Source organism: Steroidobacter cummioxidans, from assembly GCF_003104955.1.
In genome coordinates this window covers 1-24,709 of sequence record NZ_LSRW01000075.1, presented here as the reverse complement: position 1 = coordinate 24,709, position 24,709 = coordinate 1, and the positions used below count along the sequence as shown (strand labels likewise).

General features: G+C 60.5%; 26 protein-coding genes. 22 read left to right on the top strand and 4 right to left on the bottom strand.

The window, feature by feature from the left end:
* A partial coding sequence (locus D0550_RS27920) for a TonB-dependent receptor (RefSeq protein ID WP_153067391.1) occupies window positions 1-1,903 on the bottom strand: 1,903 nt, incomplete at its 3' end.
* 349 nt (window positions 1,904-2,252) lie between these two features.
* Here D0550_RS27920 and sthA point away from each other — a divergent pair.
* Together sthA and mscL are read left to right on the top strand one after the other, a co-directional pair.
* Window positions 2,253-3,644, top strand: coding sequence for a Si-specific NAD(P)(+) transhydrogenase (gene sthA / locus D0550_RS27910; RefSeq protein ID WP_116812486.1), 1,392 nt, complete (start codon window positions 2,253-2,255; stop codon window positions 3,642-3,644).
* Window positions 3,645-3,720: 76 nt separating this feature from the next.
* Window positions 3,721-4,128: a large-conductance mechanosensitive channel protein MscL gene (gene mscL / locus D0550_RS27905; protein WP_116812485.1), complete on the top strand. Its 408-nt coding sequence runs from the start codon at window positions 3,721-3,723 to the stop codon at window positions 4,126-4,128.
* Window positions 4,129-4,177: 49 nt separating this feature from the next.
* On the opposite strand, the gene pepQ is transcribed toward mscL, so the two are convergent.
* Together pepQ and D0550_RS27895 are read right to left on the bottom strand one after the other, a co-directional pair.
* Window positions 4,178-5,512, bottom strand: coding sequence for a Xaa-Pro dipeptidase (gene pepQ, locus D0550_RS27900; protein ID WP_116812484.1), 1,335 nt, complete (start codon window positions 5,510-5,512; stop codon window positions 4,178-4,180).
* Window positions 5,513-5,514: 2 nt separating this feature from the next.
* Complete coding sequence (locus D0550_RS27895) at window positions 5,515-6,210, bottom strand: 2-keto-4-pentenoate hydratase (RefSeq protein ID WP_161966094.1); 696 nt, start codon at window positions 6,208-6,210, stop codon at window positions 5,515-5,517.
* Between the two features lie 318 nt (window positions 6,211-6,528).
* Here D0550_RS27895 and D0550_RS27890 point away from each other — a divergent pair, with 318 nt between their 5' ends.
* The 12 genes from D0550_RS27890 to D0550_RS27830 all read left to right on the top strand — a co-directional run bounded on the left by D0550_RS27890 (window position 6,529) and on the right by D0550_RS27830 (window position 14,038).
* The gene (locus D0550_RS27890; RefSeq protein ID WP_116812482.1) at window positions 6,529-6,756 is read left to right on the top strand and encodes a hypothetical protein; all 228 of its coding nucleotides are present in this window, start codon (window positions 6,529-6,531) and stop codon (window positions 6,754-6,756) included.
* A 207-nt stretch (window positions 6,757-6,963) separates the two neighbouring features.
* Window positions 6,964-7,476 (top strand): GNAT family N-acetyltransferase, encoded by a 513-nt coding sequence (locus tag D0550_RS27885; RefSeq protein ID WP_116812481.1) that lies wholly within the window; start codon window positions 6,964-6,966, stop codon window positions 7,474-7,476.
* A 58-nt stretch (window positions 7,477-7,534) separates the two neighbouring features.
* A complete protein-coding gene (locus tag D0550_RS36980) occupies window positions 7,535-7,942 on the top strand; it encodes a GFA family protein (RefSeq protein ID WP_116812480.1) in 408 nt (135 codons plus the stop codon).
* A 235-nt stretch (window positions 7,943-8,177) separates the two neighbouring features.
* Window positions 8,178-8,498 carry a hypothetical protein gene (locus D0550_RS27875; RefSeq protein ID WP_116812479.1) on the top strand — a complete coding sequence of 107 codons (321 nt, stop codon included), beginning with the start codon at window positions 8,178-8,180 and terminating at the stop codon, window positions 8,496-8,498.
* Between the two features lie 493 nt (window positions 8,499-8,991).
* Entirely contained in the window at window positions 8,992-9,675 is a 684-nt protein-coding gene (locus tag D0550_RS27870; protein WP_116812478.1) for an SMI1/KNR4 family protein, read from the top strand.
* 61 nt (window positions 9,676-9,736) lie between these two features.
* Window positions 9,737-9,976 (top strand): ClpX C4-type zinc finger protein, encoded by a 240-nt coding sequence (locus D0550_RS37240; protein WP_116812477.1) that lies wholly within the window; start codon window positions 9,737-9,739, stop codon window positions 9,974-9,976.
* Between the two features lie 101 nt (window positions 9,977-10,077).
* Complete coding sequence (locus D0550_RS27860) at window positions 10,078-10,590, top strand: hypothetical protein (protein ID WP_153067390.1); 513 nt, start codon at window positions 10,078-10,080, stop codon at window positions 10,588-10,590.
* Window positions 10,591-11,234: 644 nt separating this feature from the next.
* On the top strand, window positions 11,235-11,741 hold the full coding sequence (locus D0550_RS37355; RefSeq protein ID WP_479687848.1) for a GFA family protein: 507 nt from the start codon (window positions 11,235-11,237) through the stop codon (window positions 11,739-11,741).
* A 72-nt stretch (window positions 11,742-11,813) separates the two neighbouring features.
* On the top strand, window positions 11,814-12,161 hold the full coding sequence (locus tag D0550_RS27845) for a hypothetical protein (RefSeq protein WP_116812473.1): 348 nt from the start codon (window positions 11,814-11,816) through the stop codon (window positions 12,159-12,161).
* Window positions 12,162-12,238: 77 nt separating this feature from the next.
* Window positions 12,239-12,619, top strand: coding sequence for a hypothetical protein (locus D0550_RS27840; RefSeq protein WP_206606587.1), 381 nt, complete (start codon window positions 12,239-12,241; stop codon window positions 12,617-12,619).
* A gap of 28 nt (window positions 12,620-12,647) precedes the next feature.
* A complete protein-coding gene (locus D0550_RS27835) occupies window positions 12,648-13,121 on the top strand; it encodes a hypothetical protein (protein ID WP_116812472.1) in 474 nt (157 codons plus the stop codon).
* On the top strand, window positions 13,118-14,038 hold the full coding sequence (locus D0550_RS27830; protein WP_206606586.1) for a class I SAM-dependent methyltransferase: 921 nt from the start codon (window positions 13,118-13,120) through the stop codon (window positions 14,036-14,038). The genes D0550_RS27835 and D0550_RS27830 overlap by 4 nt, the downstream gene beginning before the upstream one ends.
* 69 nt (window positions 14,039-14,107) lie before the next feature.
* Here D0550_RS27830 and uvrA read toward each other — a convergent pair whose 3' ends face one another.
* Window positions 14,108-16,975 carry an excinuclease ABC subunit UvrA gene (gene uvrA / locus D0550_RS27825; RefSeq protein ID WP_116812470.1) on the bottom strand — a complete coding sequence of 956 codons (2,868 nt, stop codon included), beginning with the start codon at window positions 16,973-16,975 and terminating at the stop codon, window positions 14,108-14,110.
* Window positions 16,976-17,198: 223 nt separating this feature from the next.
* Between uvrA and ssb the strand changes: the two genes are divergently transcribed.
* The 8 genes from ssb to D0550_RS27785 all read left to right on the top strand — a co-directional run.
* The gene (gene ssb / locus D0550_RS27820; RefSeq protein WP_116812469.1) at window positions 17,199-17,696 is read left to right on the top strand and encodes a single-stranded DNA-binding protein; all 498 of its coding nucleotides are present in this window, start codon (window positions 17,199-17,201) and stop codon (window positions 17,694-17,696) included.
* Window positions 17,697-17,885: 189 nt separating this feature from the next.
* On the top strand, window positions 17,886-19,262 hold the full coding sequence (miaB, locus tag D0550_RS27815) for a tRNA (N6-isopentenyl adenosine(37)-C2)-methylthiotransferase MiaB (protein WP_116812468.1): 1,377 nt from the start codon (window positions 17,886-17,888) through the stop codon (window positions 19,260-19,262).
* Window positions 19,259-20,275, top strand: coding sequence for a PhoH family protein (locus D0550_RS27810; protein WP_241520947.1), 1,017 nt, complete (start codon window positions 19,259-19,261; stop codon window positions 20,273-20,275). Before miaB ends, D0550_RS27810 begins: the two co-directional genes overlap by 4 nt.
* Window positions 20,272-20,781 (top strand): rRNA maturation RNase YbeY, encoded by a 510-nt coding sequence (ybeY, locus tag D0550_RS27805; protein ID WP_116812467.1) that lies wholly within the window; start codon window positions 20,272-20,274, stop codon window positions 20,779-20,781. The genes D0550_RS27810 and ybeY overlap by 4 nt, the downstream gene beginning before the upstream one ends.
* Complete coding sequence (locus D0550_RS27800; protein WP_116812466.1) at window positions 20,774-21,628, top strand: HlyC/CorC family transporter; 855 nt, start codon at window positions 20,774-20,776, stop codon at window positions 21,626-21,628. Before ybeY ends, D0550_RS27800 begins: the two co-directional genes overlap by 8 nt.
* Before the next feature lie 43 nt (window positions 21,629-21,671).
* The gene (gene lnt, locus D0550_RS27795) at window positions 21,672-23,234 is read left to right on the top strand and encodes an apolipoprotein N-acyltransferase (RefSeq protein WP_206606585.1); all 1,563 of its coding nucleotides are present in this window, start codon (window positions 21,672-21,674) and stop codon (window positions 23,232-23,234) included.
* Between the two features lie 173 nt (window positions 23,235-23,407).
* Window positions 23,408-24,205: an undecaprenyl-diphosphate phosphatase gene (locus D0550_RS27790; RefSeq protein WP_116812464.1), complete on the top strand. Its 798-nt coding sequence runs from the start codon at window positions 23,408-23,410 to the stop codon at window positions 24,203-24,205.
* A gap of 9 nt (window positions 24,206-24,214) precedes the next feature.
* Window positions 24,215-24,709 (top strand): dicarboxylate/amino acid:cation symporter (locus D0550_RS27785; RefSeq protein ID WP_153067388.1); only part of this gene is annotated, 495 nt, incomplete at its 3' end.

Sequence of the window (24,709 nt, the reverse complement as noted above, 5' to 3'; positions counted from 1 at the left end):
GCAGCGTCAGATGTGTATAAGAGACAGGCTCATAGGAGTCGACCATCTCCCGCCTGAAGCTGGTGTTGGCATCGACCGAAGGACCGTCCAGGTGCACGTTGTTCGGCAATGTCACCCCGCCAACCGGCAGGAAGAAGATGCCGTTGCGTTCGCGATAGAGATTGAAGCCGCCGGCCTTGTAGCCTTTCGCATACGACAGATACGACATCACGTCGTCGGTGAAGCGATAGGCGAGCTTGGCCGTACCGGTCCACACTTGCTCATCCAGCGTCTGCGAGGTCGCGACGTTGTTGAAGATGGGATCGGCGTAGGTGACGCTGCAGCCGATGCCATAGAGCGTCTGGACGGCTGCAACTGTTTGCGGTGGTGCGCCCGTAAGGCCCAGCGCAGTGTTCCGCAGAGTCTGGTTGGCGCGCAGACCGGCGCAGCCCAGGCCGCCGTGATCGTTGGAGTAGTGCGAGTCGAGGTCCTTCGACTCGTCGGTGTAACGCAGGCCCAGCGTGAGCTCCAACGCGTCGGTGAAGCGGATGCTGTTGTTGGTGAACAGCGCCCAGTTCTTCGACTCCTGTTGGTAGACGTCACGCGTCGCTCCGCCTGCGGGATACGCCGCAGCGGGGATGCCCGCGATCGGGCTGGTCGCGCCGCCGGTCAGTCCGATGAAGTAGCGCTGGAAGTCGTTGCCGATGATCAGCTGATCGCGCGAGTCCAGGTCTTCGTCGGCATAGAACAGACCGACCAGCCAGCTGACTCGCTTGGTTTCGCCGGCGAGGCGCAGCTCCTGGCTGAGCTGCTTGAACCGATTGCCGAAGTTGCCATCGGGATTGCGATACAAAATATCGGCGGTGGTGAAGTCGGCGTCCTGGCCGTTGATGGTCTCCCAGTCGCGCCACGCGGTGATCGACGTGAACGTCGCGCCGCTGAGCGCTTCGAGATCCCAATTGAGCTCCATCGACGCGCCTTTTTCCGTCACTTCCTGACGGGTCGAGCGATTCGAATACGCGACCCGATCGAACGGATCGGCCGGATTGCTGAACGAGTTGGGGCCGCCGATCGCGGTGAGCACCGCAAGCACGCCCGGGTTCGGAGAGAGCACAGCTTGCGGAGCTGCACAGCAGTGCTCGTCGCGATCGGTGTAGTCAGCCGTCAAACGAATGTCGAACGCGTCGCTCGGCTGGATCAACAACTGACCGCGCGCCGTTTTGAACTTGCGATCGACGTCTTCGCTTTCGGTGCGCGGGCCTGCGCCACGTACGATGTCGAGGAAGCCATCCCGCTCGCGCGAGGCGACGTACAAGCGTCCGGCCACTTTGTCGGAGAATGGCCCGTTGATCGAGGCCGCGCCTTCCATCGCGCCGTAGTTGCCGGCGGTGAGCTCGACGTTGGCGCCGAAATCGAACGACGGCCGCTTGCTTACGACGTTGATCACGCCGGCCGAGGTGTTCTTGCCGAACAGCGTGCCTTGTGGGCCCTTCAGCACTTCGATGCGCTCCAGCTCGCCCAGATCGCCGAAGCCCACGCCGTTACGCGGCCGATACACGCCGTCGATGACCACACCGACCGACGATTCCAGGCCGGCGTTGTCGCCCACCGTGCCGATGCCACGAATGCGGGCGGTGGTGACCGACTCGTTCGAGGTCGAGGTCACCAGCAGGCCAGGCGTGAGAATGGTGAGATCCTTGATGTCCTTGACGCCCGTGTCCTGCAACAGCTGCTCGGACACCGCGGTCACTACGATCGGCACGTCCTGCAGGCTTTGTTCACGCTTCTGCGCCGTCACGATGATCGTATCGATGGTGCGCGAATCCTGCGGCTGATCCGTCGCTTGCTGGCCAAAGGCAGGTACGGTTATTAGAGCCAATGCACCTACTACTGCTCGGCGCAGCAGCACGCTTCGATCTTTCATGGATCCCCCTTGTATAGATCCAACTAACACTAGGTCCAATTTAGATTGTCATGGCGGGGCTGGAGAGCCCGCGGCTGATACCCTGCACGTCGAAGACTACTGAGTTCGGAGCGCCAGTGAAAGAGACTTTGCATAAAAGCAACGTGCGGATAAGCACCAAAATGATTCAAACATGGCGGTTGCGAGCGGGCATATTCGGGCATAGCACGGTGCCGCCCGGGCTACCCACAGGCATCGGCCGAACCACGGGCGCGGTTGTTGCGTTCTGCAGTACTAAGCTGTTGTTCCTCGACAACGAGTCGGGGATGATGCGGAGTTCGAATCTTTGAATCAGAGTCTGGTATCGAGCATGGCGACCGAACAGTTTGATGTCGTGGTCATAGGCAGCGGGCCCGCCGGCGAAGGCGCGGCACTGACGGCTGCCAAGAGTCATCGCAGCGTCGCTATCGTCGAGCGCTACTTTGAGGTGGGCGGCGGCTGCACTCACTGGGGCACCATCCCCAGCAAGGCCTTGCGTCACGCGGTCAAGATCCTGCACGACCTGCGACGCAATCCTTTGCTCCGCGAGTTTCACGAGGCATCGCGCCTGACGTACCCGCAGCTGCTGGCGTCGGCGAACAAGGTCATCGAAGCCCAGGTGGCGAGCCGCCGGCGCTTTTATGAACGCAATCGGGTCCCGGTGTTTTTCGGTGAAGCGAGCTTCGTGGACGCCAACACGCTGGAGATTCAGCCGGCGACCGGCAAGCCGACGCGCATCAGCGGCAAGACCATCGTAATAGCGGCGGGCTCGCGGCCGTACCATCCACCCGAAGTGGACTTCAGCCACGAACGCGTTCGAGACAGCGATTCCATCCTGCGCTACGACCAGCATCCGTTCTCCGTGACCATCTACGGTGCGGGAGTCATTGGTTGTGAGTACGCCTCGATCTTCATCAACTTAGGCGCGAAGGTGACGCTGGTCAATACTCACGACCGCCTGCTGTCGTTTCTCGACGATGAAATTGCCGAGGCTTTGTCATATCACCTGCGCGAGCAGGGTTGCGTGATTCGTCATAACGAGCAATTCAAGACCCTGGAAGCGCGCGAGCGCGACGTGGTGCTGCATCTGGAATCGGGCCGCAAGATCAAATCGGATCTGCTGCTGTGGGCCAACGGCCGCACCGGCAACTCCGACAAGCTCAAGCTCGATCGTGTCGGCCTCAAAGCCAACAGCCGCGGCCAGATCGAAGTGAATCGGCACTACCAGACGGCGGTGCCTCACATTTATGCGGTGGGCGACATTGGCGGGCCGCCGGCGCTGGCCAGCGCCGCGTACGTGCAGGGCTCGCATGCCATTCAGCACATGCTCGATCCGTCGATCCCGCCGCATAGCTCCTCGACCATTCCCAGCGGCATCTACACGATCCCGGAGATCTCCTCGATCGGCCGCAACGAGCGCGAGTTGCAGGAAGCGAAGGTGCCGTACGAAGTCGGGCACTGCGCGTTCAAGAATCTGGCGCGCGCACAGATGACGGATGAGCGCGTCGGCATGCTGAAGATCATTTTCCACGCCGAGAGCATGCAGGTGCTGGGCGTGCACTGCTTCGGCGACAACGCTTCGGAGATCGTGCACATCGGCCAGACGGTGATGGCGGGCTCGAACAACGATATCCGTTACTTCACTCAGACCACGTTCAACTATCCGACCATGGCCGAGGCGTATCGAGTCGCGGCTTACAACGGGCTGAACCGGCTGACCTGAGCGAGCATTCGCTTCAAATTGTCACCTCGGTTGGCGTATCGTCGCGTTGCGCTAACAACTCCAATCGAGGTGGCTAATGAGCTTCGTCAAGGAATTCCGGGAATTCGCTGTCAAGGGCAACGTGGTCGACATGGCCGTCGGTATCATCATCGGCGCCGCGTTCGGCAAGATCGTCAGCTCGCTGGTCAGCGACGTGGTGACGCCGCCGCTCGGCTATCTCATCGGCGGTGTGGATTTCACCCAGCTCGCGGTCACCTTGCCGACCATTCGGGAAGGGGTGGAGCCGGCGACCATTCGTTACGGCGTGTTCCTGCAGGCGACGTTCGACTTCATGATCGTGGCCTTCGCGATCTTCCTGCTGGTGAAGTTGATCAACCGCCTGCGTCGTGCTGAAGAAGCCAAACCGGCCGCGCCGCCCGCGCCGCCTCGCGAGCAGGTGCTGCTCGAAGAGATTCGCGATCTGCTCAAACAGCAGCAGCGCTGATTCTCGTCGATTGACCGAGCCCTCCTGCGGTGGAGGGCTCGGGAGTCGCTCAGGCCGCGGCGAACGCAGGACGCGTCAGATTCTCCGGTTCGCCGGTCGTTGCAGCGACGTTGTCTTCGATACGAACGCCGCCGTACGGTTTGAACCGCTCCACTTGCTGCCAGTTGATCTGCTTGCCCAGCGGCGACGTGCGCGCTTCGCTCAGCAACTGCTCAATGAAGTACAGGCCCGGCTCGATCGTCACGACAAAGCCCGGCTCCAGCGTGCGCGTGAGTCGCAGATAAGGATGACCTTGCGGACGTGCTTTCTGTTTGCCGTCCGGCGTCACCGTGAATCCAGCAACGTCGTGCACCTGCAGTCCCAACAAGTGCCCGATGCCGTGCGGAAAGAACACGCTGCTCAAGCCAGTCGCCAGTGCTTCATCCGGCGATGCCTCGATCACATCGAAGTCACGCAGGATCTTCGCGATGCGCCGATGTGCGCTGAGATGGATATCCGCGTAGTCGACGCCAGCGCGCACCTCGGCGCACAGGCCCGACTGCTCGGCATTCATCGCCTCGATCATTGCCGCGAAGTCATCGTTTTCACGCGAATAGGTGCGGGTGATGTCCGCCGCATAACCATGGAACTGCGCGCCGGCATCAATCAGAAATGAACGCAACTCCGCAGGCGCGGTGCGCTCCTGATTTTGATAATGCAGCACCGCCGAGTTGGCGTTGAGCCCGACGATGTTGGGGTAGGGCAGCTCGTTCTCTGTTTGCCCCGTCGCGCGGATATAAGCCATGTTGATTTCGTACTCGGAGCCTCCGGCACGAAACTCAGCTTCGGCAGCTTTGTGACCCCGAGCAGCCATGCGAGACGCACGACGCATGCATTCGAGCTCGTACTCCGTCTTGAATGCGCGCACGTAGTGCAGCCGATGCATGAGAGGTTCGGGATTGCGGCCGGTGAACCCCCAATCGGTAAATTCTTCGCGCCACTCGCCGATGAATACACAGCGAGACACGCCAGCGATGTGCGCCTTGGCTTCTGACGCTTCACGAATGATCTCGAAGTCGAACTGGTCGGTCCAGAACTCATTCGGCATCTGGGGCGGCTTGTACCAGTAATCCACCGGCTGCAGGAACACGAGCTGCAGGCGCTGGCCGGGCCGATACACGATCCAGCAGTCGGCGGCTTCGGCGAGCGGCGTCCACAATCTGAAGTGCGGATTGGGCTTGAACGGGTAGGGCTGGTCATCCAGGAATTGCATGTGCTGACCGCCAGCGTAGATCGCCAGCGCATCGCCGCCGCTGGCGGCCAGCGCCTCGTCGGTACGGCGCCGCTGGATTTGCAGGTGCGCCGCGTACAGGTCTTTCAGCGAAGCTGTGGATTGGGCGTTCATGGTCATTCCGTCACGTTGATCTCTATTGAGGCCCAGTGCGTCTGCGCCGAATGGTAGCTGGCGACGCAGCGGCCGATCGTGCCGGGCAGCATCCGCCCCAGCGAGCCCGTCAGCAAGATCTGTCCACGCTCGAGTCGCCACCCTTGCTGCACCATGGTGTTCACCAGGAAGAGTGCCGAGTGCCACTGGTCGCCGAGCGAGTCCGTGCCTTTGCCGGTGAACATCTCCTGGTCATTGCAGACGAGGCGAACTGCGATTGCATTCGGATCGTGCTCGTGAGGCGCGGCGAATTCGCCGACGATGTACTTTGCTGCAGCGACATTGGTGGCGACGAGGTCGATCGCGTCGATCGTCTGCAGCTGTATGTAGTCGAGGTTGGGCAGCTCGATTGCGGGCCCGATGCCATCGATATGTGCGCGCAGAGCATTGACATCTGCCAGTGGCTCATCGATCGGCGTGCCGATGCGCATGGCGATTTCGACTTCGATGTGCAGACCACGCATTTTGTGCAGGCTCACCGTGCTCGCAGATTGCAGTGCACCTTCATTGAACAGAACGCCAGCGATTGCATCGTTGGTTTTGAAGCGCGCCTGCGCTGGCGCGGATGTGAGTCCCGCTTTGAATCCTGACGGGCTCGCGCCCTGCAATCGCTCGCGAACGCTGCGCGTTTGCACGCGATACGCAGAATCAATTGTCAATGTTTCGTCAATTTTTGGCAGCACGCGCTGCTCGCGCCACGATGTCACTATTTCGTCAACGACACGATGTTCCGGCGAGCTGCACGCGCAGAGCATGAGACAGATCAATGACATCGACGCGCAGTTGCGTGTGGCTCTGGTTTTCATGTGCATTTGTTAGATGTCTTCGTGTGGCGACGTGGCTACTGAGATGTTGCTCGGCTGTTTCAATGCTTAGTGAAACATCTTAGACTCCCGCCGCCGCACTGGAACGGTGGCGCGAGCCGCTCGAACCGTTGCTGTTCAATCAACCTACACCACATTGGGGTGCTCGTTCACATGAACACAAAGATGATCATCGCCGCGCTGGCCTTGTCGCTGTCGCTCGCCGCTTGCGCCAAGAAAGAAGAAGCTCCGATGGACGCGGCCGCTCCTGCGGCTGAAGCTCCTGCCGCTGAGGCTCCTTCCGACGCCGCTGTGCCCGCCGAAGCTGCTCCGGGCGAAGCTCCTGCCGATGCCGCCACTGCGCCGCCGGCCGAAGAGACCACGCCGCCCCCGGCTCAGTAATCGAGCCTGGCGCGCGACGACAGATGTTAAATCTGTCGTCGTAGTGTCGCTGCACCGGGCGGGCTCTCCGCCCGGTGTCGTTTGAGGATCGCCCGGATCCTTGAGCCACGGGGATCACCGATATCGGCAACTCCGTTTTGGCAGTACTGTCATCAAGGATTAGAACAGCTCCATCCATCGGAGGTGGCAAGGGATCGCCAGCAACCCGTGCCCGTCAGTATTCGCGATGCTTTGAATTCTCCCCGCGACCGTCAGTGGATCCAGGCGCAATACCCGGAGTACCTCGAAGACCTGTCGCAAATGAGCATGAACACCGGCGTGTTTCCGGCCACCCGCGAGGTGCAGGCGGAATTGATGGCGCGGTGGTTCGCCGATGACAGCTCCTATCCGCTGATCATTCTCAAGAACGAACAACCCGCCGGTTTCGCTCTGGTCAGCCGCCCGCCACGCAATCGCCGCGATCAGGTCGACTTCCGCATGGCCGACTTCTTCATCGCCTCGAACTGTCGCCGACTCGGCATCGGCCGAGACGCTGCGCAACTGATCTTCAACCGCTTTGCCGGCAGTTGGGAGATCACCGAATTTCAACATAACAAAGGCGCCGTGGGCTTCTGGCGCGCCATCCTGACGGAGTACACCGGCGGGAAGTTTCAGGAGAAGGTGGCACTCGGCGAGGTGCGCCAGACGTTTACGTCCGCGAATCGGCAGCGGGTGCGGTGACTGGCGGAGCGAGCCGATCTCTGTTGAGATCCCTCGCCCTTCTGCGCCGGAATCCGCCATGCCCGACAAACATTCTGGATCTTGCCTCTGCGGACAAGTCCGCTTCGAGATCGAAGGCGACTTCGAGAGTTTCTTCCTGTGCCATTGCGAGTACTGCCGCAAGGACACGGGATCGGCACACGCGGCGAATCTGTTTAGCACTACCGCGAGCCTGACGTGGCTTTCGGGTCGCGACCAGGTGCGCGAATTCAATGTGCCTTCCACTCGACACGCCAAATGCTTCTGCTCGACTTGCGGGGCTGCTCTGCCGTGCCAACAAGCGGGCGGGGCGCTGTTAGTGGTTCCGGCTGGGAGCCTGGATAGCGAGGTTCCGATCAGGCCCAACGCGCATCTTTTCGTATCCAGCAGGGCGAGCTGGGATCACGACCTGCAGGGGCTGCCGTCGTTCGACAGGCTGCCCTCCTGACAACGCGGTAGATGGGAATTTAACATTCGGCACTCCACGTGGAGTGCCGATTGGAAATCGAACTCGCGTACGGTCGTATTGCTTCGCGTGAGTGCACCAAGTGCATGAGGTATCGGGCGAAACTGATAAGCAGAGCGGGGCTGATTGGGGGGATACACCGCGCTTTTACGGCGTGCAGAAATATGGTGCGGCTAGGAGTGCTGCGCTTAGGCGGTCTACATAAGGGTTAGAGCGCATGAAAAACATCCAAGTCATCGACGGCGCCAATAACTGTGCCTACGACATCTTTGCTGCTACCGAAGAGGAGTTCTCGCTAATTTTTCCGGCCGGCCAGGATGTCGCATTTATAGATGAGGTCATCTCCCGTGGTCCGGCCGATGCTCTAGACGCAGCGTTCTTGCGCATCTGGCAGCGTCGCCTGCGGAAACCGGACGCTGTGGGCATTCACGGCTTGCTGTTCTACGAGCTCGAATACAAGAAACAGTATTATCCGACGCGTGTGGACGAAGAGGCGGAGAATCCGGATGGCTCGAAACTGCGGGCGTATACGCTCTAACAAAACAGGAGCCGACGCGGTGAAACTCAGGCGGCGAGTTTCCGGCACGGCGCCCCGCGCGGCTCATTGTTGTCGTTAGGCTAGAAAGGATGAGCGATGCATTGCTTTATTCATCGAGATGTGGAGGTGATTGGAACATGCCGAGCCTGCAACAAAGGCCTGTGCCCTAGCTGTGCGGCGGATCTTGGGCCTTCCATTTCATGCCGAGAGTTCACGGACGGGACGCGGCTGTTTGTAGATCAAACCTCGGCTGGGGTTGAGTTGTCGATAACAGAGGGAAAATAAATGCCCCTTGTCTTCATCCATTAACCGCTCAAGGAAGCTGTCATTGGGCAGGCGGACAGGACCAGAGGCCCATCGGCCTGCCAACAGGTGACTGAAGCTCGCTCGCAACGCGCAGGTTTGTCAGCTCCCAGTCAAGCGGCAGTGTTGACTGTGCGGTCTTGCGTCATCCACTATTCTTCCCTGCGGGCGCTCACGGGAAGAAAGAACAATGAAAATCGATTTGGATGAGCTGGAGCAGTTGTTGCCCGAGCTCGTTCCGGAAGAGTACATCGAGTATGTCGAGGCTTCCGATCGGTCCGTATTGCGTAAACGAGGCTTCGATCCCAAGACGCTTTGCATCTTGAATCTCGAGCTGCGAGAAGCGGACGAGACCGGCTGGACACGCAATCGTTTCTTCCTCACCGGCGACGGATTCGGCAACTACTTTTTCGTTTCTACCGACCCCGAGCGATCCGATCGAGTGCGCCTTCTGTCGCACGATCCTCCGGGCATCGAAGACGCACAAGATGATCTCGAGTCATTCCTCGATGCGGCCCAGCAGGAGGATCCTGCCCGCGGCGAGCTTTCGCCGAAGTCATTCTGTATCGCTCACACCGCGGTATGGGCCGAGTCCATTCTTCAACCCATATCGCTGCAGGCATGGAAAAAGGCGATCTCCTCCTGCAAGGGGGTGCGGTATCGGGGCTACCGAGCGGGGCGGGATCCGTTTACCGGTAAAGAATTGCGTTTCGACATGCCAGGATTGGCCACTGCGGAAATCGACGGCACGACCATCGAGTTGCGTCTCTGGTGTGGCCGCGTAAAAGGGGACTACATTGCCAAAGCGCGTCCTCTGCTAACGTCGCTGGCACGCGCTCTGGGTGCCAGGCTGACCGTGCGCGCCGGCGAATAGAGAACCGGCGAGCTATGTCTGTGGTGTCGTGCTGACCGAGGGACGGCGAGTCGCAAGATAAATGTCAGACCAAGAGATCGAGAAGCGGCTCGCCGAGAAGGAGCTTCTGGATGCCCTCAATGGCATCCGGACGATCGAAGGATTTCCGCCGCTGTCCGAGCTTCCGGAGCCGCCATTCTGTTCCTTCTGCGGGAGGGCGAAGAATGAAGTGGGTGCTCTGGTCGAGGGGCACAATGCGTACATTTGTGCGCAGTGCGCGGCGGAAGCCCGGAGACTCCTATTGCGCGAGACAGGAAGATAGTCGGGCAATCCGGCCTGATTCCGCTCGTTCCGGGAACTCGTCCACATCCTTCTGGTCGCCCGGCTCATTACTCGACGTTATTTATCAGGGGAGGCCGATCGGTGCTAAGTCGATTGCTCAGGAGAGAGAAGCCGCGCGTATTCCTGGGCACTCTTGCGGTCGTTCCGAGAACCGATCTGAAGCGGCATCTGGAGCAGGAGGGCATCATCGAGAATGAGAGTCTGGATGAGGCCTTGCGCCGGAACTTGATCGAGATCTTCTCGTTGCCGCTCGCACAACACGTCGACGCGCCTTTGAAATCGGATCTCGTGCTGGACGTGTTGATTGCAAGATTTCAGTCCGGTGAGATTCTAGATGTAGGTCTGGGTGACGCGGAGCTGACGATTTTCTGGCGGCCGAAGATTACTGTAGCGTCCCGACTCTATTCGCTGCAGACCAGGAAGACCAAGGCGACCTTTTCGGTGACGGAAAAGATGAAATGGATGCAGTTCATGGGGCGGCTGTTTACCTGGCGCGGGCTCTTCCGCTCCCAGCCATTCGTGCGCGCAGACATGGAATACTTGCTCTGCCAGGCCTGCGTGAAGCTGCTGGCGAGAATGCAGAAGGCACTATGAAATGCCGCGCGGCTCATCGTTGTCGTTAGGCGGCACTGTGACGTCGCTTCAGGAGCAATCGGCGTGCGAGCTTAGAGACGCGCAGATCGCATTTGTGGTGGAGGCGGATGGATCGCTTCGGATACCACATCGTAACGCGGAAGTCGGAGACATCATCATTTCATTTGAAGGTGAAGAGATTTCCGTTTTCTTGGGCGACATCACGCACTGTCACTTCACGCCCTATGCACCCCAGGGACACTTTCCAGGCTGCACGCCGGGGCAGGCGGCCAGGGACGCGACACATTTCATCCGCGAGGTGGTCTCGGATTTGTGGGTTATCTGGCGATGGCCTGACGGCCGTGGGGGGTGCTACAGGCCCGACGGTGACGATGAGGAACGCGCAGACGCGCCCCTCGACGGCGAGGAGGTAGAGCGTTTCGTTTGGTCCGGCCGCCTGGTGCCGTCCAACACCTCGCTGGAGCGGACGCGTGGACGATAAGGTGCCAAGCCAGAGGGGCGACGTGCGCGCTGCTCAGCTCAACCGTTAGCCTGCATGAACTGCACAGTGGATCGCGTGTGGAACTCGTCGCAGTGAGTGGTGCCAAAAGCCTGTGGTTTTTGCTCCTGGCCATTCGCGGCGTTAGTCATCACAAGGGATATCCATGCTGCCCAAAAATCTCCGCGTTGAGTGTTCATGCCATGCAACCGTGATGGAGCTGATCGGAGATCCGATCTATTGCACATCGTGTCATTGTGATGATTGCCAATCGGCTGCTCAGCAGTTGGCAGACGAGTACCGCTGCGAGCCAGTTATGGATCCATATTTTGGAACCCACTATTTGCTATATCGGAAGGATCGCTATTCGATACTTTCCGGCCAGGACAATCTGGTCCCTCGTAAGCTACGGGAGAAGTCCCCCACCTCCAGGATGATTGCCACTTGTTGTGGATCGCCGATGTTCCTCGCCTTCGATAACTCTCAGCATTGGATCACGGTGTACCATCAGCGCATACACGACAAAGTGCCGCCCCTTGAGTCTCGTATTATGACCAAGTATTTATCGCCTGATTGCAAACTCCCCGACAATCCTCCGTCCTACAGAACGTTTCCCGTCCTGATGGTTGTGCGTATCCTATACAGCAAGATGCTCATGTTAGTGGGCAGGTAAGGGTTAAAAATTCATTCAAGCCGATGCGAAGACACTCGCGCCTGAGCGCAGACGTTGGGCTTCAGAACGAAGATGGCAATCGAGCTCACTTTTCGAACTAGGGATCACTCTCCGGCGGATGGATGGTCACGCGGCGGCGAAGTCATCACGGAGACGGCGCAGCTGGATCGTGTGCGCTCAGCTCTCACGGCGGGGAGGACTCTTTTGGTCAAGCATTGGCACTACCGGGGATCGCGTTGTCCGGATCTCGTGGCCGTCGAAGACTTTGAGCAGTTCATGGATTACCTGCGTAACGATGCTGTTGCTGGCGATGCATTCGACGTCTACGACATCACCGCAGCACTAACCGACGAAACCCGCATCGTTTCTGGGAAATGCCCGGATCAGAATGAGGAGACTCCGCGAGGTGGGGCATACTGACCTGCCCAACAAGCGGCGGGCTCCGCGCACGAGCGAAGCGCCTGTACTCGCGCACAGCTACAGCGTTAGAGGGATACATGAGAAAAATCCTCGGCTGGATTGGCGCGCTCGTCGGTGCAACTGCTCCGGTTGTTGCGCTAGCGCAGAAAGCATCGGAGCAGGCGGTCATAGTCCACTTTGCGTACGGCTCAACGGATCTTCAGGCGCTCTTCGAACTAGAAGACCAGCTCGAATCGGCCATATCCGCGGCCGGGATTGGAGAATATGATGGAAATGAAGTCGCCGTAGACGGGAGCGACGGATATCTCTACATGTACGGCCCAGACGCCGACAAGCTCTTTGAGGTTATTCAGCCCATCCTCGAGAGGAGCTCATTCATGCACGGCGCCGAGGTGCGCAAGAGGTATGGTTCTGCGCAGGATGGGGTGCGAGAAGTTGTTCTCAAGATCGCATCGTAAGTGAACTGCCCAATTGAAAGGAGAAGTAGTGACCCCCGCAGAATACAAACTGCTGTTGACCCGATCGCAGAAATGGGCGGTGGGGCTGCCCCTGCTCATGTTCATCCTGTTTCCGTTGGCTTTTCTGTTTCTGTTCAACGCGCCGGGCTTTGAGGAGTTTTCAGCGGACAACCGGGCGCCGTTCTTCCCCGCATTCCCATTGATATTCTTTCTGGGTTTCGCTGCGTTCTACGCGTGGACCGTTCTTTCGCTGCCGTATCAAATCTCGGTCACGCGCGATCGGAAGCTCGTCTTCAAGTCGGTCGTGAGATCCCGATCCGTAAAGGTGTCTGAGCTGCTTTCGATCGAGCCCCGCAGCCTGCACATTCAGGTGGGGATTTCCGGGTACCTGCTCAAGCACCGCAACGGGACGATCCGCTTTCCCGGTCAGTTCACCGGCCAGTACATCCTGCTCTACGAGTTGAAGCAGGCCAATCCGGCGCTGGAAATCAAAGGGTGTTGAAGCGACACGCAACAAACCCAGAGAATGCAATCCACGTCGGAGGTGTTGTCGGCCTTGGGCGTGAGAGGTCGGAAAAGTATGGTCGTGTACGGCTGCCGACCTCGGAATCGAAAGATGCTTTGCGGGTTTTCTACCGAAACCGACACTCATCATTGACGATCAAGCGGTACAAGATTGGCAGGACTGCAGGCATGAGCGACCGATCTAGCAAGAATTCATACTCCGATACCTGGTTGGAGCTGTTTCTGCCGCTTGCCGCGTCGGCTCAGTCTGAAGTTGAAGCTGCATTCATCATCAGGAATCTGCCGCGCAGCCGCTACCAGTCCGTTGTCGATCTGTGCTGTGGGAATGGCCGGCATGCGCGTCTGCTGGCGGCCGCTGGCTACGAAGTGACGGCGACTGATAACAACAGGAACGCGATCGATGAGGCGATCTCTGCGAGCGGCGAGCCGATCACGTACATGGTCATGGACATGCGAAGCGTCCGTGAGTTGGCTGGCACCTTCGATGCCTTCATCAACTTATGGCAGAGCTTCGGGTACTTCGATGAGCGCACCAATCTCGAGGTCCTGCGGCAGATTGCCGAGAAGCTGAATCCTGGCGGAAGGCTGATATTGGATATCTACGACCGCAGGTTTTTTGAAAAGCATCTGGGAGTACGACGCATCGAGAAGCCGGGCGTGGTCGTCACTGAATCCAGCAGGATGACAGGACATCGACTGCAAGTGACCCTGACGTACGACGATAGGGTTGAGACCGATGCATTCGACTGGCAGCTCTACACGCCGCAGGAGCTCACTCGCGAACTGGAATCCCTTGGCTGCCGCAATCTGGTGGCCTGCGCCGATTTTGATGAAAGCAGGCCGGCTACAGGCGACCGGCCGCGCATGCAGTTGGTGTTCGAGAAAACGGCGTGAGAGAACGCGGGCCCGACTCGTCGCACCAGACGGTCGTCTGCGTCAGCGAACGGCGTCGCTAACTGACCCTCACGCCCGCTTCCGCACCGCCGCCGGCTTCTTCTTCTCCTGCTTCTTCTCCAAAATCGGCTTCAGATACTTACCCGTGTACGACTCCTTCACCTGAGCAATCTGCTCCGGCGTCCCAGTCGCCACGATGGTGCCGCCACCGCCGCCGCCTTCCGGTCCGAGGTCGATGATCCAATCAGCGGTCTTGATGACGTCGAGGTTGTGTTCGATCACGACGATCGTGTTGCCTTCATCGCGCAGACGATGCAGCACGCCCAACAACTGCTCAATGTCGAAGAAGTGCAGGCCTGTGGTCGGCTCGTCCAGGATGTAGAGGGTGCGGCCGGTCGAGCGCTTGGACAGTTCCTTCGCCAGCTTCACGCGCTGTGCTTCACCGCCTGACAAAGTCGTCGCGTTCTGGCCCAGTCGAATATAGGACAAGCCGACGTCCATCAGCGTCTGCAGCTTCGGCGCGATCACCGGCGCGTGGCGGAAGAATTCCAGCGCATCCTCGACGGTCATCTCGAGCACTTCGCTGATGTTCTTGCCCTTGTAACGAATCTCCAGCGTCTCGCGGTTGTAGCGCTTGCCTTTGCAAACGTCGCAAGGCACGTAAACGTCGGGCAGAAAGTGCATTTCCACTTTGATGACGCCATCGCCCTGGCATGCCTCGCAGCGGCCGCCTTTGACGTTGAAGCTGAAGCGTCCCGCCTCATAGCCGCGTGCGCGCGCTTCCGGCACGCCGGAGAAGATGTCGCGAATGGGCGTGAACAGGCCGGTGTACGTAGCTGGATTGGAGCGGGGAGTGCGACCGATGGGGCTCTGGTCGATATCGATGACCCGGTCGATTTCATCCAAGCCTTCGACGCCATCGCTCGGCGCAGGATCGGTCGACGCATCGTTCAACTGGCGCGCGACGAATTGATACAGCGTGTCGTTCACGAGCGTCGACTTGCCCGAGCCGGACACGCCCGTGACGCACGTCATCACCCCGAGCGGAATATCGACCGTCACGCCCTTCAAGTTGTTGCCGCGGGCGTTGACGATCCGCAGATGACGATCTTCCTGCAGCGGCGTGCGCAGCGCCGGAATCGCGATCTCCCGCTTGCCGGACAGATATTGGCCGGTGATCGAATTCGCGTCTGCCGCGATCTCCGCCGGCGTGCCTTGTGCGATGACCAGGCCGCCGTGGACACCCGCACCTGGGCCGAGGTCGACGACGTGATCGGCGTGACGAATCGCATCTTCGTCGTGTTCGACGACCAATACGGTGTTTCCTAAGTCGCGCAGTCGATTCAACGTCAACAACAGCCGATCGTTGTCGCGCTGATGCAGGCCGATCGAAGGCTCGTCGAGAATGTACATACAACCGACCAGCCCGGAGCCGATCTGACTGGCGAGCCGGATGCGCTGCGCCTCGCCACCCGAGAGCGTGTCGGCGCTGCGATCCAACGTCAGATAGTCGAGACCTACATCGCTGAGAAAGCGCAACCGTTCGCCGATCTCTTTGATGATCTTGCCGGCGATCTCGCCGCGCCAGCCCTCCAGCTTCAAATCCGAGCTGAAGCTCAACGCATCCGCGACCGCCAGCTTCGACAGGTCCGGCAGACTGCGCTCGGCAACGAACACGTTACGAGCGGCGCGATTCAGACGCGAGCCGGCGCAGTCGGGGCAGGGTTGATTGCTGAGGTATTTGGCAAGTTCCTCGCGAACCGCGACCGACTCGGTCTCGCGATAGCGCCGTTCCAGATTCGGAATCACGCCTTCCCACTTGTGGGAGCGGCGCAAGGTCCCGCCTTGCGCATTGACGTATTTGAAATCGATCTTTTCTTCGCCGCTGCCGTACAGCACGACCTTCTTGAACTTCGCCGGCAGGTCCTGCCACTGCTCCTCGACGTCGAACTTGTAGTGCTTCGCCAGTGACTGCATCAACGCGAAGTAATAGGCGTTGCGACGATCCCAGCCGCGAATTGCACCACCGGCCAATGACAGATTGGGATGATGAACGACGCGCGTCGGATCGAAGAACTGCTGCACGCCCAAGCCCGAGCAAGTGGCGCAGGCGCCAGCGGGATTGTTGAACGAGAACAGCTTCGGTTCGAGGTCGGCGATGCTGTAGCCACAGACGGTGCAGGCGAACTTGTCGGAGAACACCAGCTCTTCGCGCTTCGGATCGTCCATGAACGACACCCGCGCGACGCCATCGGCCATGCGCAGTGCGGTTTCGAACGACTCTGCGAGACGCTGTGCCACATCGGCGCGCACTTTCAAGCGATCGACGACCGCATCGATGCTGTGTTTCTTTTTCGGGTCGAGCTTCGGCACGGCGTCGAGCTCAACGACATGGCCATCGACGCGCGCACGCACGAAACCCTGGCCACGCAGTTGTTCGAACACTTGTGCGTGCTCGCCCTTGCGATCGTCGATCATCGGCGCGAGCAGCAGGATCGGTGTGGCTTCGGGCAGGCGCATCACCTGATCGACCATCTGACTCACCGTTTGCGCGGCCAGATCGACGCCATGGTCAGGGCAACGCGGCGTGCCGACACGCGCGAACAGCAGACGCAGGTGGTCATAAATCTCGGTGACGGTGCCGACGGTCGAGCGCGGATTGTGAGAAGTCGACTTCTGCTCGATGGCGATCGCGGGCGACAGGCCCTCGATCGAGTCGATGTCGGGCTTTTCCATCATCGACAGGAATTGACGCGCGTAGGCCGACAGCGACTCGACATAGCGCCGCTGACCCTCGGCATAAATGGTGTCGAACGCCAGCGACGACTTGCCCGAGCCGGACAGGCCGGTGAAGACGATCAGCTTGTCGCGCGGAATCTCGAGGTCGATGTTGCGCAGATTGTGAGTGCGGGCGCCGCGGATGACGATGGAAGGCATGGCTACCGTACGTGGCGTCAAAAGGGGATCGTTCAATATACGGGGCCGGGGATCTTCGGCGCAAAACCTGGTCAGACTGCGGCAAGTATTGACCGTGCCGGCCAAGCATGAATCGCCGGCGAGATGGGGTGCGTTTAATCGGTCCTAGCGCCGATAAAACGGTACAGTATCTACTATAACGATTTAGAATCCCGGCCTTCCCTGAATTCGAGGTTCGCTAGTCATGGCGCGCGGTATCAATAAAGTCATTCTGGTAGGCAACTTGGGAGCGGATCCCGACACGCGCTACATGCCCAGCGGCAAGGCTGTCACCAACATCCGGATCGCTACCTCCGAGTCCTGGAAGGACAAGCAGACCGGCGACATGCAGGAGCGCACCGAATGGCACTCGGTCGTCCTCTACGACAAGCTCGGCGAGATCGCCGCGGAATACCTGCGCAAGGGTTCGCAGGTGTACATCGAGGGTTCGTTGCGCACCCGTAAATGGCAGGACAAGGAAGGCAAGGACCGTTACACCACCGAAATCATTGGCCAGAACATGCAGATGCTCGGCGGCCGTGGCGGTGGCGGTGGCGGCGGCGGTGGTGGGGGTGGGGGTGGCGGCTTTGGCGGCGACGACGAACAGCCGCGCCGTGCCCCGTCTCGTCCCCAGCAAAACGAGCGTTCCGCGCCCCCGCCGGCCGATGACGGCGGCGGCTTCGACGACGACATTCCGTTCTAAGCGCACCGGAATGGGGCTGGTTGAGTCATCCAGCCCCTTGAATTGACAGAAGATTGCCCCTATCGATGCGGGGCCCGCTGGCCGATCGAGCTGGCGGGCCCCGAAATCCGTTCGCCGGTGGAAAAGCCCGGGCGGCGCCCTTATCCTTGGCATCCCCCATAGTCTGCGTTCGTCCGCCCGCTCTACCCAATGCCTCGCGTCTTTATCCGCACTTTCGGTTGCCAGATGAATGAGTACGACTCCGCCCGCATGGTGGACGTGCTGCGCGAGGCCGAAGGGTTCGAGCCAACGGACGACCCCGCCCAGGCCGATCTGCTGCTGCTCAATACCTGCTCGGTGCGCGAGAAGGCGCAGGAGAAGGTGTTTTCGCAGCTCGGCGGCTGGAAGCAGCTGAAGAAGGCCAATCCGGGCCTGATCATCGGCGTCGGCGGCTGCGTGGCCAGCCAGGAAGGCGATGGCATCACCAAGCGCGCGCCTTATGTCGACCTGGTGTTCGGGCCGCAGACCCTGCACCGCCTGCCGGACATGATCCGGGAGATCCGCTCGGCGGGCCGCTCGGTCGTCGACGTGAGCTTCCCGGAAATCGAGAAGTTCGATCACCTGCCGGCGCCGCGCTCCGAAGGCGCGACGGCGTTCGTGTCCATCATGGAAGGGTGCAGCAAGTACTGCACCTTCTGCGTCGTGCCCTATACCCGCGGCGAGGAAGTGAGCCGTCCGTTCGAGTCGGTGATGCTGGAGATCCGCCAGCTCGCCGAGCAGGGCGTGAAGGAAATCAATCTGCTCGGCCAGAACGTCAACGCCTACAACGGCCCGATGGACGATGGAACGCCCTGCGATTTGGGCACGTTGATCTATTGCGTGGCGGACGTGCCTGGCATCGAGCGCATCCGCTTCACTACATCCCATCCGGTGGAGTTCAAGGACTCCCTGATCGAGGCGTATCGCGACGTGCCGCAGCTCGCGAACTATCTGCATCTGCCGGTGCAGGCCGGCTCGGACCGCATTCTCATGGCGATGAAGCGTGGTTACACCGCGCTTGAATACAAACAGAAGATCCGCAAATTGCGGGCGGTGCGCCCGGACATCAGCATCTCCTCGGATTTCATCGTCGGCTTCCCCGGCGAGACCGACAAGGATTTCGAAGCGACCATGAACCTGATCGCCGACGTCGGCTTCGATCAGTCCTTCAGCTTCATCTACAGCCGTCGCCCCGGCACGCCGGCGGCGTCGTTGCCGGACGATGTTTCTCACGAAGAAAAACACCAGCGGCTGGAGATTCTCCAGGCTCGCATCAATCAGCAGGCCCTGGCGATCAGTCGCGGCATGGTCGGCACGGTGCAGCGTGTGCTGGTCGAGCGGCCCGCGAAGAAAGATGCGCGGCAGCTCGCAGGCAAGACCGAGAACATGCGCTGGGTCAACTTCGACGGTCCGCACACGCTGATCAATCAGTTCGCCGATGTGCTGATCACCGAAGCCATGCCGAATTCGCTGCGTGGCCGGCTGGTCGGCGCGGGCGACACCTCTTCCATCACGGCCGCGGCGCAGCTCGCCGTGGCTGCTCAGTGAGCGCATTGAACGCATCCATCGCAACGCGCGAACTCGCGTTCGAGCCAGTGGATAACTCCCGGCTCGCCAATTTCGTCGGCCCCATGGACGAGAACCTGCGGCACGTGGAGCAACGACTCCACGTGCAGGTGCATCGTCGTGGCGGCCATTTGGAAGTGTCCGGTAAGCCAGCCGCGGCCACCGCGGCGGAAAAAGTGCTGCGACGTTTGTTTGAGCTGTCGTCAAAAGAACCAATCACACCGGATCGTGTGCATTTAGCAGTGCAGGAGGCAGGCATGGAAGAAACAACGGCGCCAGTGCTGGTCGCGCCCCGGCCATCGGATGAGGTGACGATCCACACGCAACGCGGCGGCATCCGCGGGCGGGGTCCCAATCAAAGACAGTATCTGCACAACATCCACACCAACGACCTGACGTTCGGCATCGGGCCGGCCGGCACGGGCAAGACTTATCTTGCCGTGGCGTGCGCGGTCGAGGCGCTGCAGACGGATCGGGTGCGGCGCATCGTGCTGGTGCGCCCGGCAGTGGAGGCGGGCGAGCGCCTGGGCTTCCTGCCCGGCGACATCGGGCAGAAGGTGGATCCTTACCTGCGGCCGATGTATGACGCCCTGTACGACATGATGGGGTTCGACCGCGTCGCCCGCGCCATCGAGCGCCAGGTGATCGAGATCGCGCCGCTGGCGTTCATGCGCGGCCGATCCCTTAATGACTCCTTCATCATTCTGGACGAAGCTCAGAACACTTCGGTCGAGCAGATGAAGATGTTTCTGACGCGCATGGGCTTCGGTTCCAAGGCGGTCGTGACCGGCGACATCACCCAGACCGACCTGCCCAAGCAGCAGCTGTCGGGCTTGAAGCATGTGATGAACGTTTTACCGGGTGTCGACGGCGTGGCTTTCAGCCACTTCACCTCGCGTGACGTGGTCAGGCATCCGCTGGTGCAGCGGATCGTGCAGGCGTATGAGCAGAAACAGGCGGCTGCCCCGGACCGGCCTGGAGGCGACGGAGCTTGAAACTGGCCGTGACCGTGCAAGTGGCAAGTTCGCGTCGCGGCGTACCGCATGCCCGGAGTCTGAACCGGTGGGCGCAGGCTGCCTGCGCCCCCTATCTGCCGCGCTCCAAGAACAATCAGCATGACCAAGAGCTGGCGTTGACCATTCGTGTGGTCGGCGCCGCCGAGAGCCGCCGGCTCAACCGCACCTGGCGCGCCAAGGACAAACCTACCAATGTTTTGTCGTTTCCCGCGGCGCCGCTGGCGCCCGGAAACAATGGCGTGCCGTCTCGATTTCCTGCCAAAGAATTTTCCGAGCTCGGCGATCTCGCCATCTGCGCGCCCGTGGTGGCGCGAGAGGCGAAGGAACAGGGCAAAACGGCGCAGGCGCATTGGGCCCACATGGTGGTCCACGGCGTGCTGCATCTGTTGGGCTTCGATCACGAGAACGATCGTGACGCCACCGTGATGGAAGCTCGTGAAGTGAAGATTCTGGCGCAATTCGGATACGACAACCCTTATGCCTGAAGAGCACAGTCACCACACCGGCAGTTGGCTGCGACGGATCACCGGCTCATTGAGCGGTGAGCCGCGCGACCTGGAAGATCTCAACGAAGTGCTGGGGCAGGCGCGCGAGCGGGGCATCATCGACTCCGACGCGCATGAAATGCTCGAAGGCGTGTTCAGCGTCATCGAGCTGCAGGTGCGCGACATCATGGTGCCGCGCTCGCAGATGATTATCGTCAATCGCGACGATCCGCCGGAGGAGATCCTGCCCATGGTGGTCGAGCACGGCCACTCGCGTTATCCGGTCATCGGCGAGGACCGCGATCAGATCGCCGGCATCCTGCTCGCCAAGGACCTGCTGCGTTATTACGCCGAGGGTGAGCGCTCGAGCTTCGACATCAAGGAATGTCTGCGGCCCGCGGTGTTCATTCCCGAGAGCAAGCGCCTCAATGTGCTGCTGAAGGAATTCCGCGTCAGCCATCATCACATGGCCATCGTGGTGGATGAGTACGGCGGCGTGTCGGGCCTCGTCACCATCGAGGACGTGCTCGAGCAGATCGTCGGCGACATCGGCGACGAGTACGACACCGACGACGATCTGGACATCCGCAAGGAAGGCGAGCGGCAGTTCACGGTCAAGGCGCAGACGCGCATCGACGAGTTCAACAGCTACTTCAGCACGGACTTCAGCGACGAGGAGTTCGATACCATCGGCGGCCTGGCCATCAGCAGCCTGGGACGGTTGCCCCGGCGCGGTGAATCTTTTTCGCTCGGCGGGCTCGAATTCAAAGTACTGCGCGCCGATCGCCGTCGCCTCGACCTGCTGCGGGTGATCACGCCGCGCGATATCGAACCGAACGACGATTGATCCGGCGGGGCGCAGCGGCGCTGTCATCCGTCATTGCATCCAAGTGAACACTTCGAAGGCACAAATGGCGGCCCTGCCGCTGCTCGAAAAGGATCACGCCGTGAGCGTGCGCACCTTCAAGTTCTACACTCATTTGTCCTTGCCGGTCGGCGCGGCGGTGTCGCTCGCGTTCGCGCCGTTCAACATCTGGCTGCTGGCGATTGCGTGCTTCTCGTTCCTGTTCCTCGCCTGGGAAGACGCGACGCCCAAGCAGGCCGCGCAGCGAGGGTTCCTGTTCACGGCAGGCACCTATCTCGCCGGCACTTATTGGCTGTATCACAGCATTCGCACCATCGGGCACGCGCCGTTCTTGCTGACGATGTTTGTGATGGTGGCACTGGTCGCCATCATGGCGGCGTATACGGCGCTGGTCGGTTATGCCTTGAAGCGCTGGATTCCTGCGCAAGGCTGGATCCGATGGCTGCTGGTTTTGCCCGGCGCCATCGTCATTCTCGAATGGTTCCGTGGCTGGTTTCTCAGCGGCTTTCCCTGGCTCGCGCTCGGCTATACGCAAACTGACACGTGGCTCGCGGGCCTCGCGCCAGTCGGTGGTGTTTACACCGTCAGTCTGGCGGTGACTCTGTGTGCAGGCGCTGTCGTTGCGATCATCCTCGGCAGCAAGAACACCCGCATTGCTGCTGCCAGCGTCATCGTCGTCCTGTGGCTGGTCGGCTTCTCCATCCACAACAAAGAATGGACAGAAAAGACCGGCGAGCCGATCAGTGTCGCCATTGTCCAGGGCGCCGTGCCGCAGGAAATGAAATGGGCAGAGTCACAGCGTGACAAAACCATCGAGCTGTATCGCGGGCTGACGCGCCAGCATCTGGGCACCCAGCTCATCATCTGGCCAGAGGCTGCCTTGCCCGGCCTGTCGTATGAGCTGAACGACGTGCTGAGCGAAGAGTGGACGGCAGCGCATGCCGCAGGTTCCGCGCTAGTGCTCGGACAAGTGCACTACGACCCCGATGAGCAGGTGTACTTCAATGCGGTGCTGGCGCTCGACAAGGAGCCGCAGTGGTACGCCAAGCGACGGCTGGTGCCACTGACTGAGTATTTCCCGACGCTGCCGGCCTGGCTGACGGGCTGGCTGCGGAGCATGGATTTGCCCTACAGCGGTTTCAAAGCGGGTATCGACAATCCCCCGCCGCTCGATGCCGCCGGCCAGAAACTGGCGCTGACGATTTGTTACGAAGACGCGTACGCGTCGGAGCAGCTGGACGTTCTAAAGAGCGCGACACTGCTCGTGAATGTGACTAACGACGCCTGGTTCGGCGATACCACGGCCGCGCATCAGCACTTGCAGATCAGTCGCATGCGGGCGCTGGAGGCGGGCAGGCAGCTGCTGCGCGCTGGCAACGATGGTATTTCCGCAATCATTGCTGCTAACGGCGTCGTCGAGAAATCGTTCCCTCGCTTCAAGCCCGGGGTGCTCACCGGAGACGTGCAGCCGCGCATCGGGCTGACGCCGTATGCAAAGGTCGGCAACTGGCCCGTCATCATCCTGAGCTTTGTGTTTCTGATCGCCGGTCTGTGGCCGCTCATGGCCCGCCGCAAGGCTCGAGGCTGATAGGTGTCATAGGGGCTTGCCCCGGTCGATAGCGCCGACTTGTATACCCGGTCCCGGCGGCTGAACTGTGTCCAAGTCCTGTCGCTGGACGGTGACTGCCGTGGAATACGTTGTGCCCGCAAACCCTGTCCCCGGCTGCTTCACGTCAGTATCATGGGCCGATGTGCCTTTGAATGTGCTGGGGACGAGTGGACAATTATTTACAGGTCATCCTGCTCGGGATCATCGAGGGCATCACTGAATTCCTGCCCATTTCCAGCACCGGTCACCTGCTGATCGCGCAGCATTGGCTGGATCGGCGCTCGGATCTGTTCAACGTCGCCATTCAGGCGGGTGCAATTCTTGCGGTGGTCGTCATCTATTGGCGACGGTTGTGGAATCTCACTGTCAATATTTCGCAGCCCGACAGTCGCGACTATCTGTTCAAGCTCAGCTGGGCTTTCGGCATCACCGTGGTGGGCGGGCTCATCGCCAAGAAAGTCGGGTTGGAATTGCCCGAGACCGTGACGCCGATCGCCTGGGCGCTGATCATCGGCGGCATCGTGATTTTCGCTGTCGAAGCGTATGCCGAGCGGCAGCCGGTGCGTGACACGTTGACTTGGAGTGTCGCCACATGGGTGGGCCTGGCGCAAATCCTCGCGGCGGTGTTTCCGGGCACGTCGCGCTCGGCGGCAACGATTTTCGCGGCCATGCTCGCCGGCATGACGTCGCGCCCGGCCGCGGCCGAATTTGCCTTCCTCGTGGGCATCCCGACCATGTTCGCCGCGACCGCATACGAATTGCTGAAGCTGTATGAAGTCGACCAACTGGCGAATGAGAACTTCGGCGATCTGGCGCTGGGCTTCGTGGTGTCGGCCATCGTGGCATTCATTGCTGTGAAGTGGCTGCTGCAATACATCCAGACGCATCGCTTCACCGTGTTCGCCTGGTATCGCATCGTCCTGGGCGTGCTGTTGCTCGTGGCTGTGTAAGGGACTGCTATGCCGAATCGCCTGACACTCTGGATCATCATCGGGCTGGTGCTCGGCATCACTACCGGCTACATCGCGTACGCGTACTTCCCGGATTCCAGCGCGCGCTACGCTGAGATCGCGTCGTTGTTGCCGACCATCTTCCTGCGGCTGATCAAGATGATCATCGCGCCGCTGGTGTTCTCGACCCTGGTGGTCGGCATCGCCAAGCTGGGCGACATCGCGATGGTGGGCAAGGTCGGCGGCAAGGCGCTGGCGTGGTTCATCGGCGCTTCGCTCATTTCATTGACGCTGGGCTTGATCCTGGTGCAGGTGTTCGAGCCGGGCAAAGCCATGCAGTTGCCGCTGCCCGAGGCCAACGCGGCGTCGGGCTTGCAGACCGATGCGCTGTCGTTGAACACCTTCATCTCGCATACCGTGCCGACCAGCGTCATCGATGCGATGGCTCGCAACGAGATCCTGCAGATCGTGGTGTTCTCNNTNTCTTATACACATCTCCGNGCC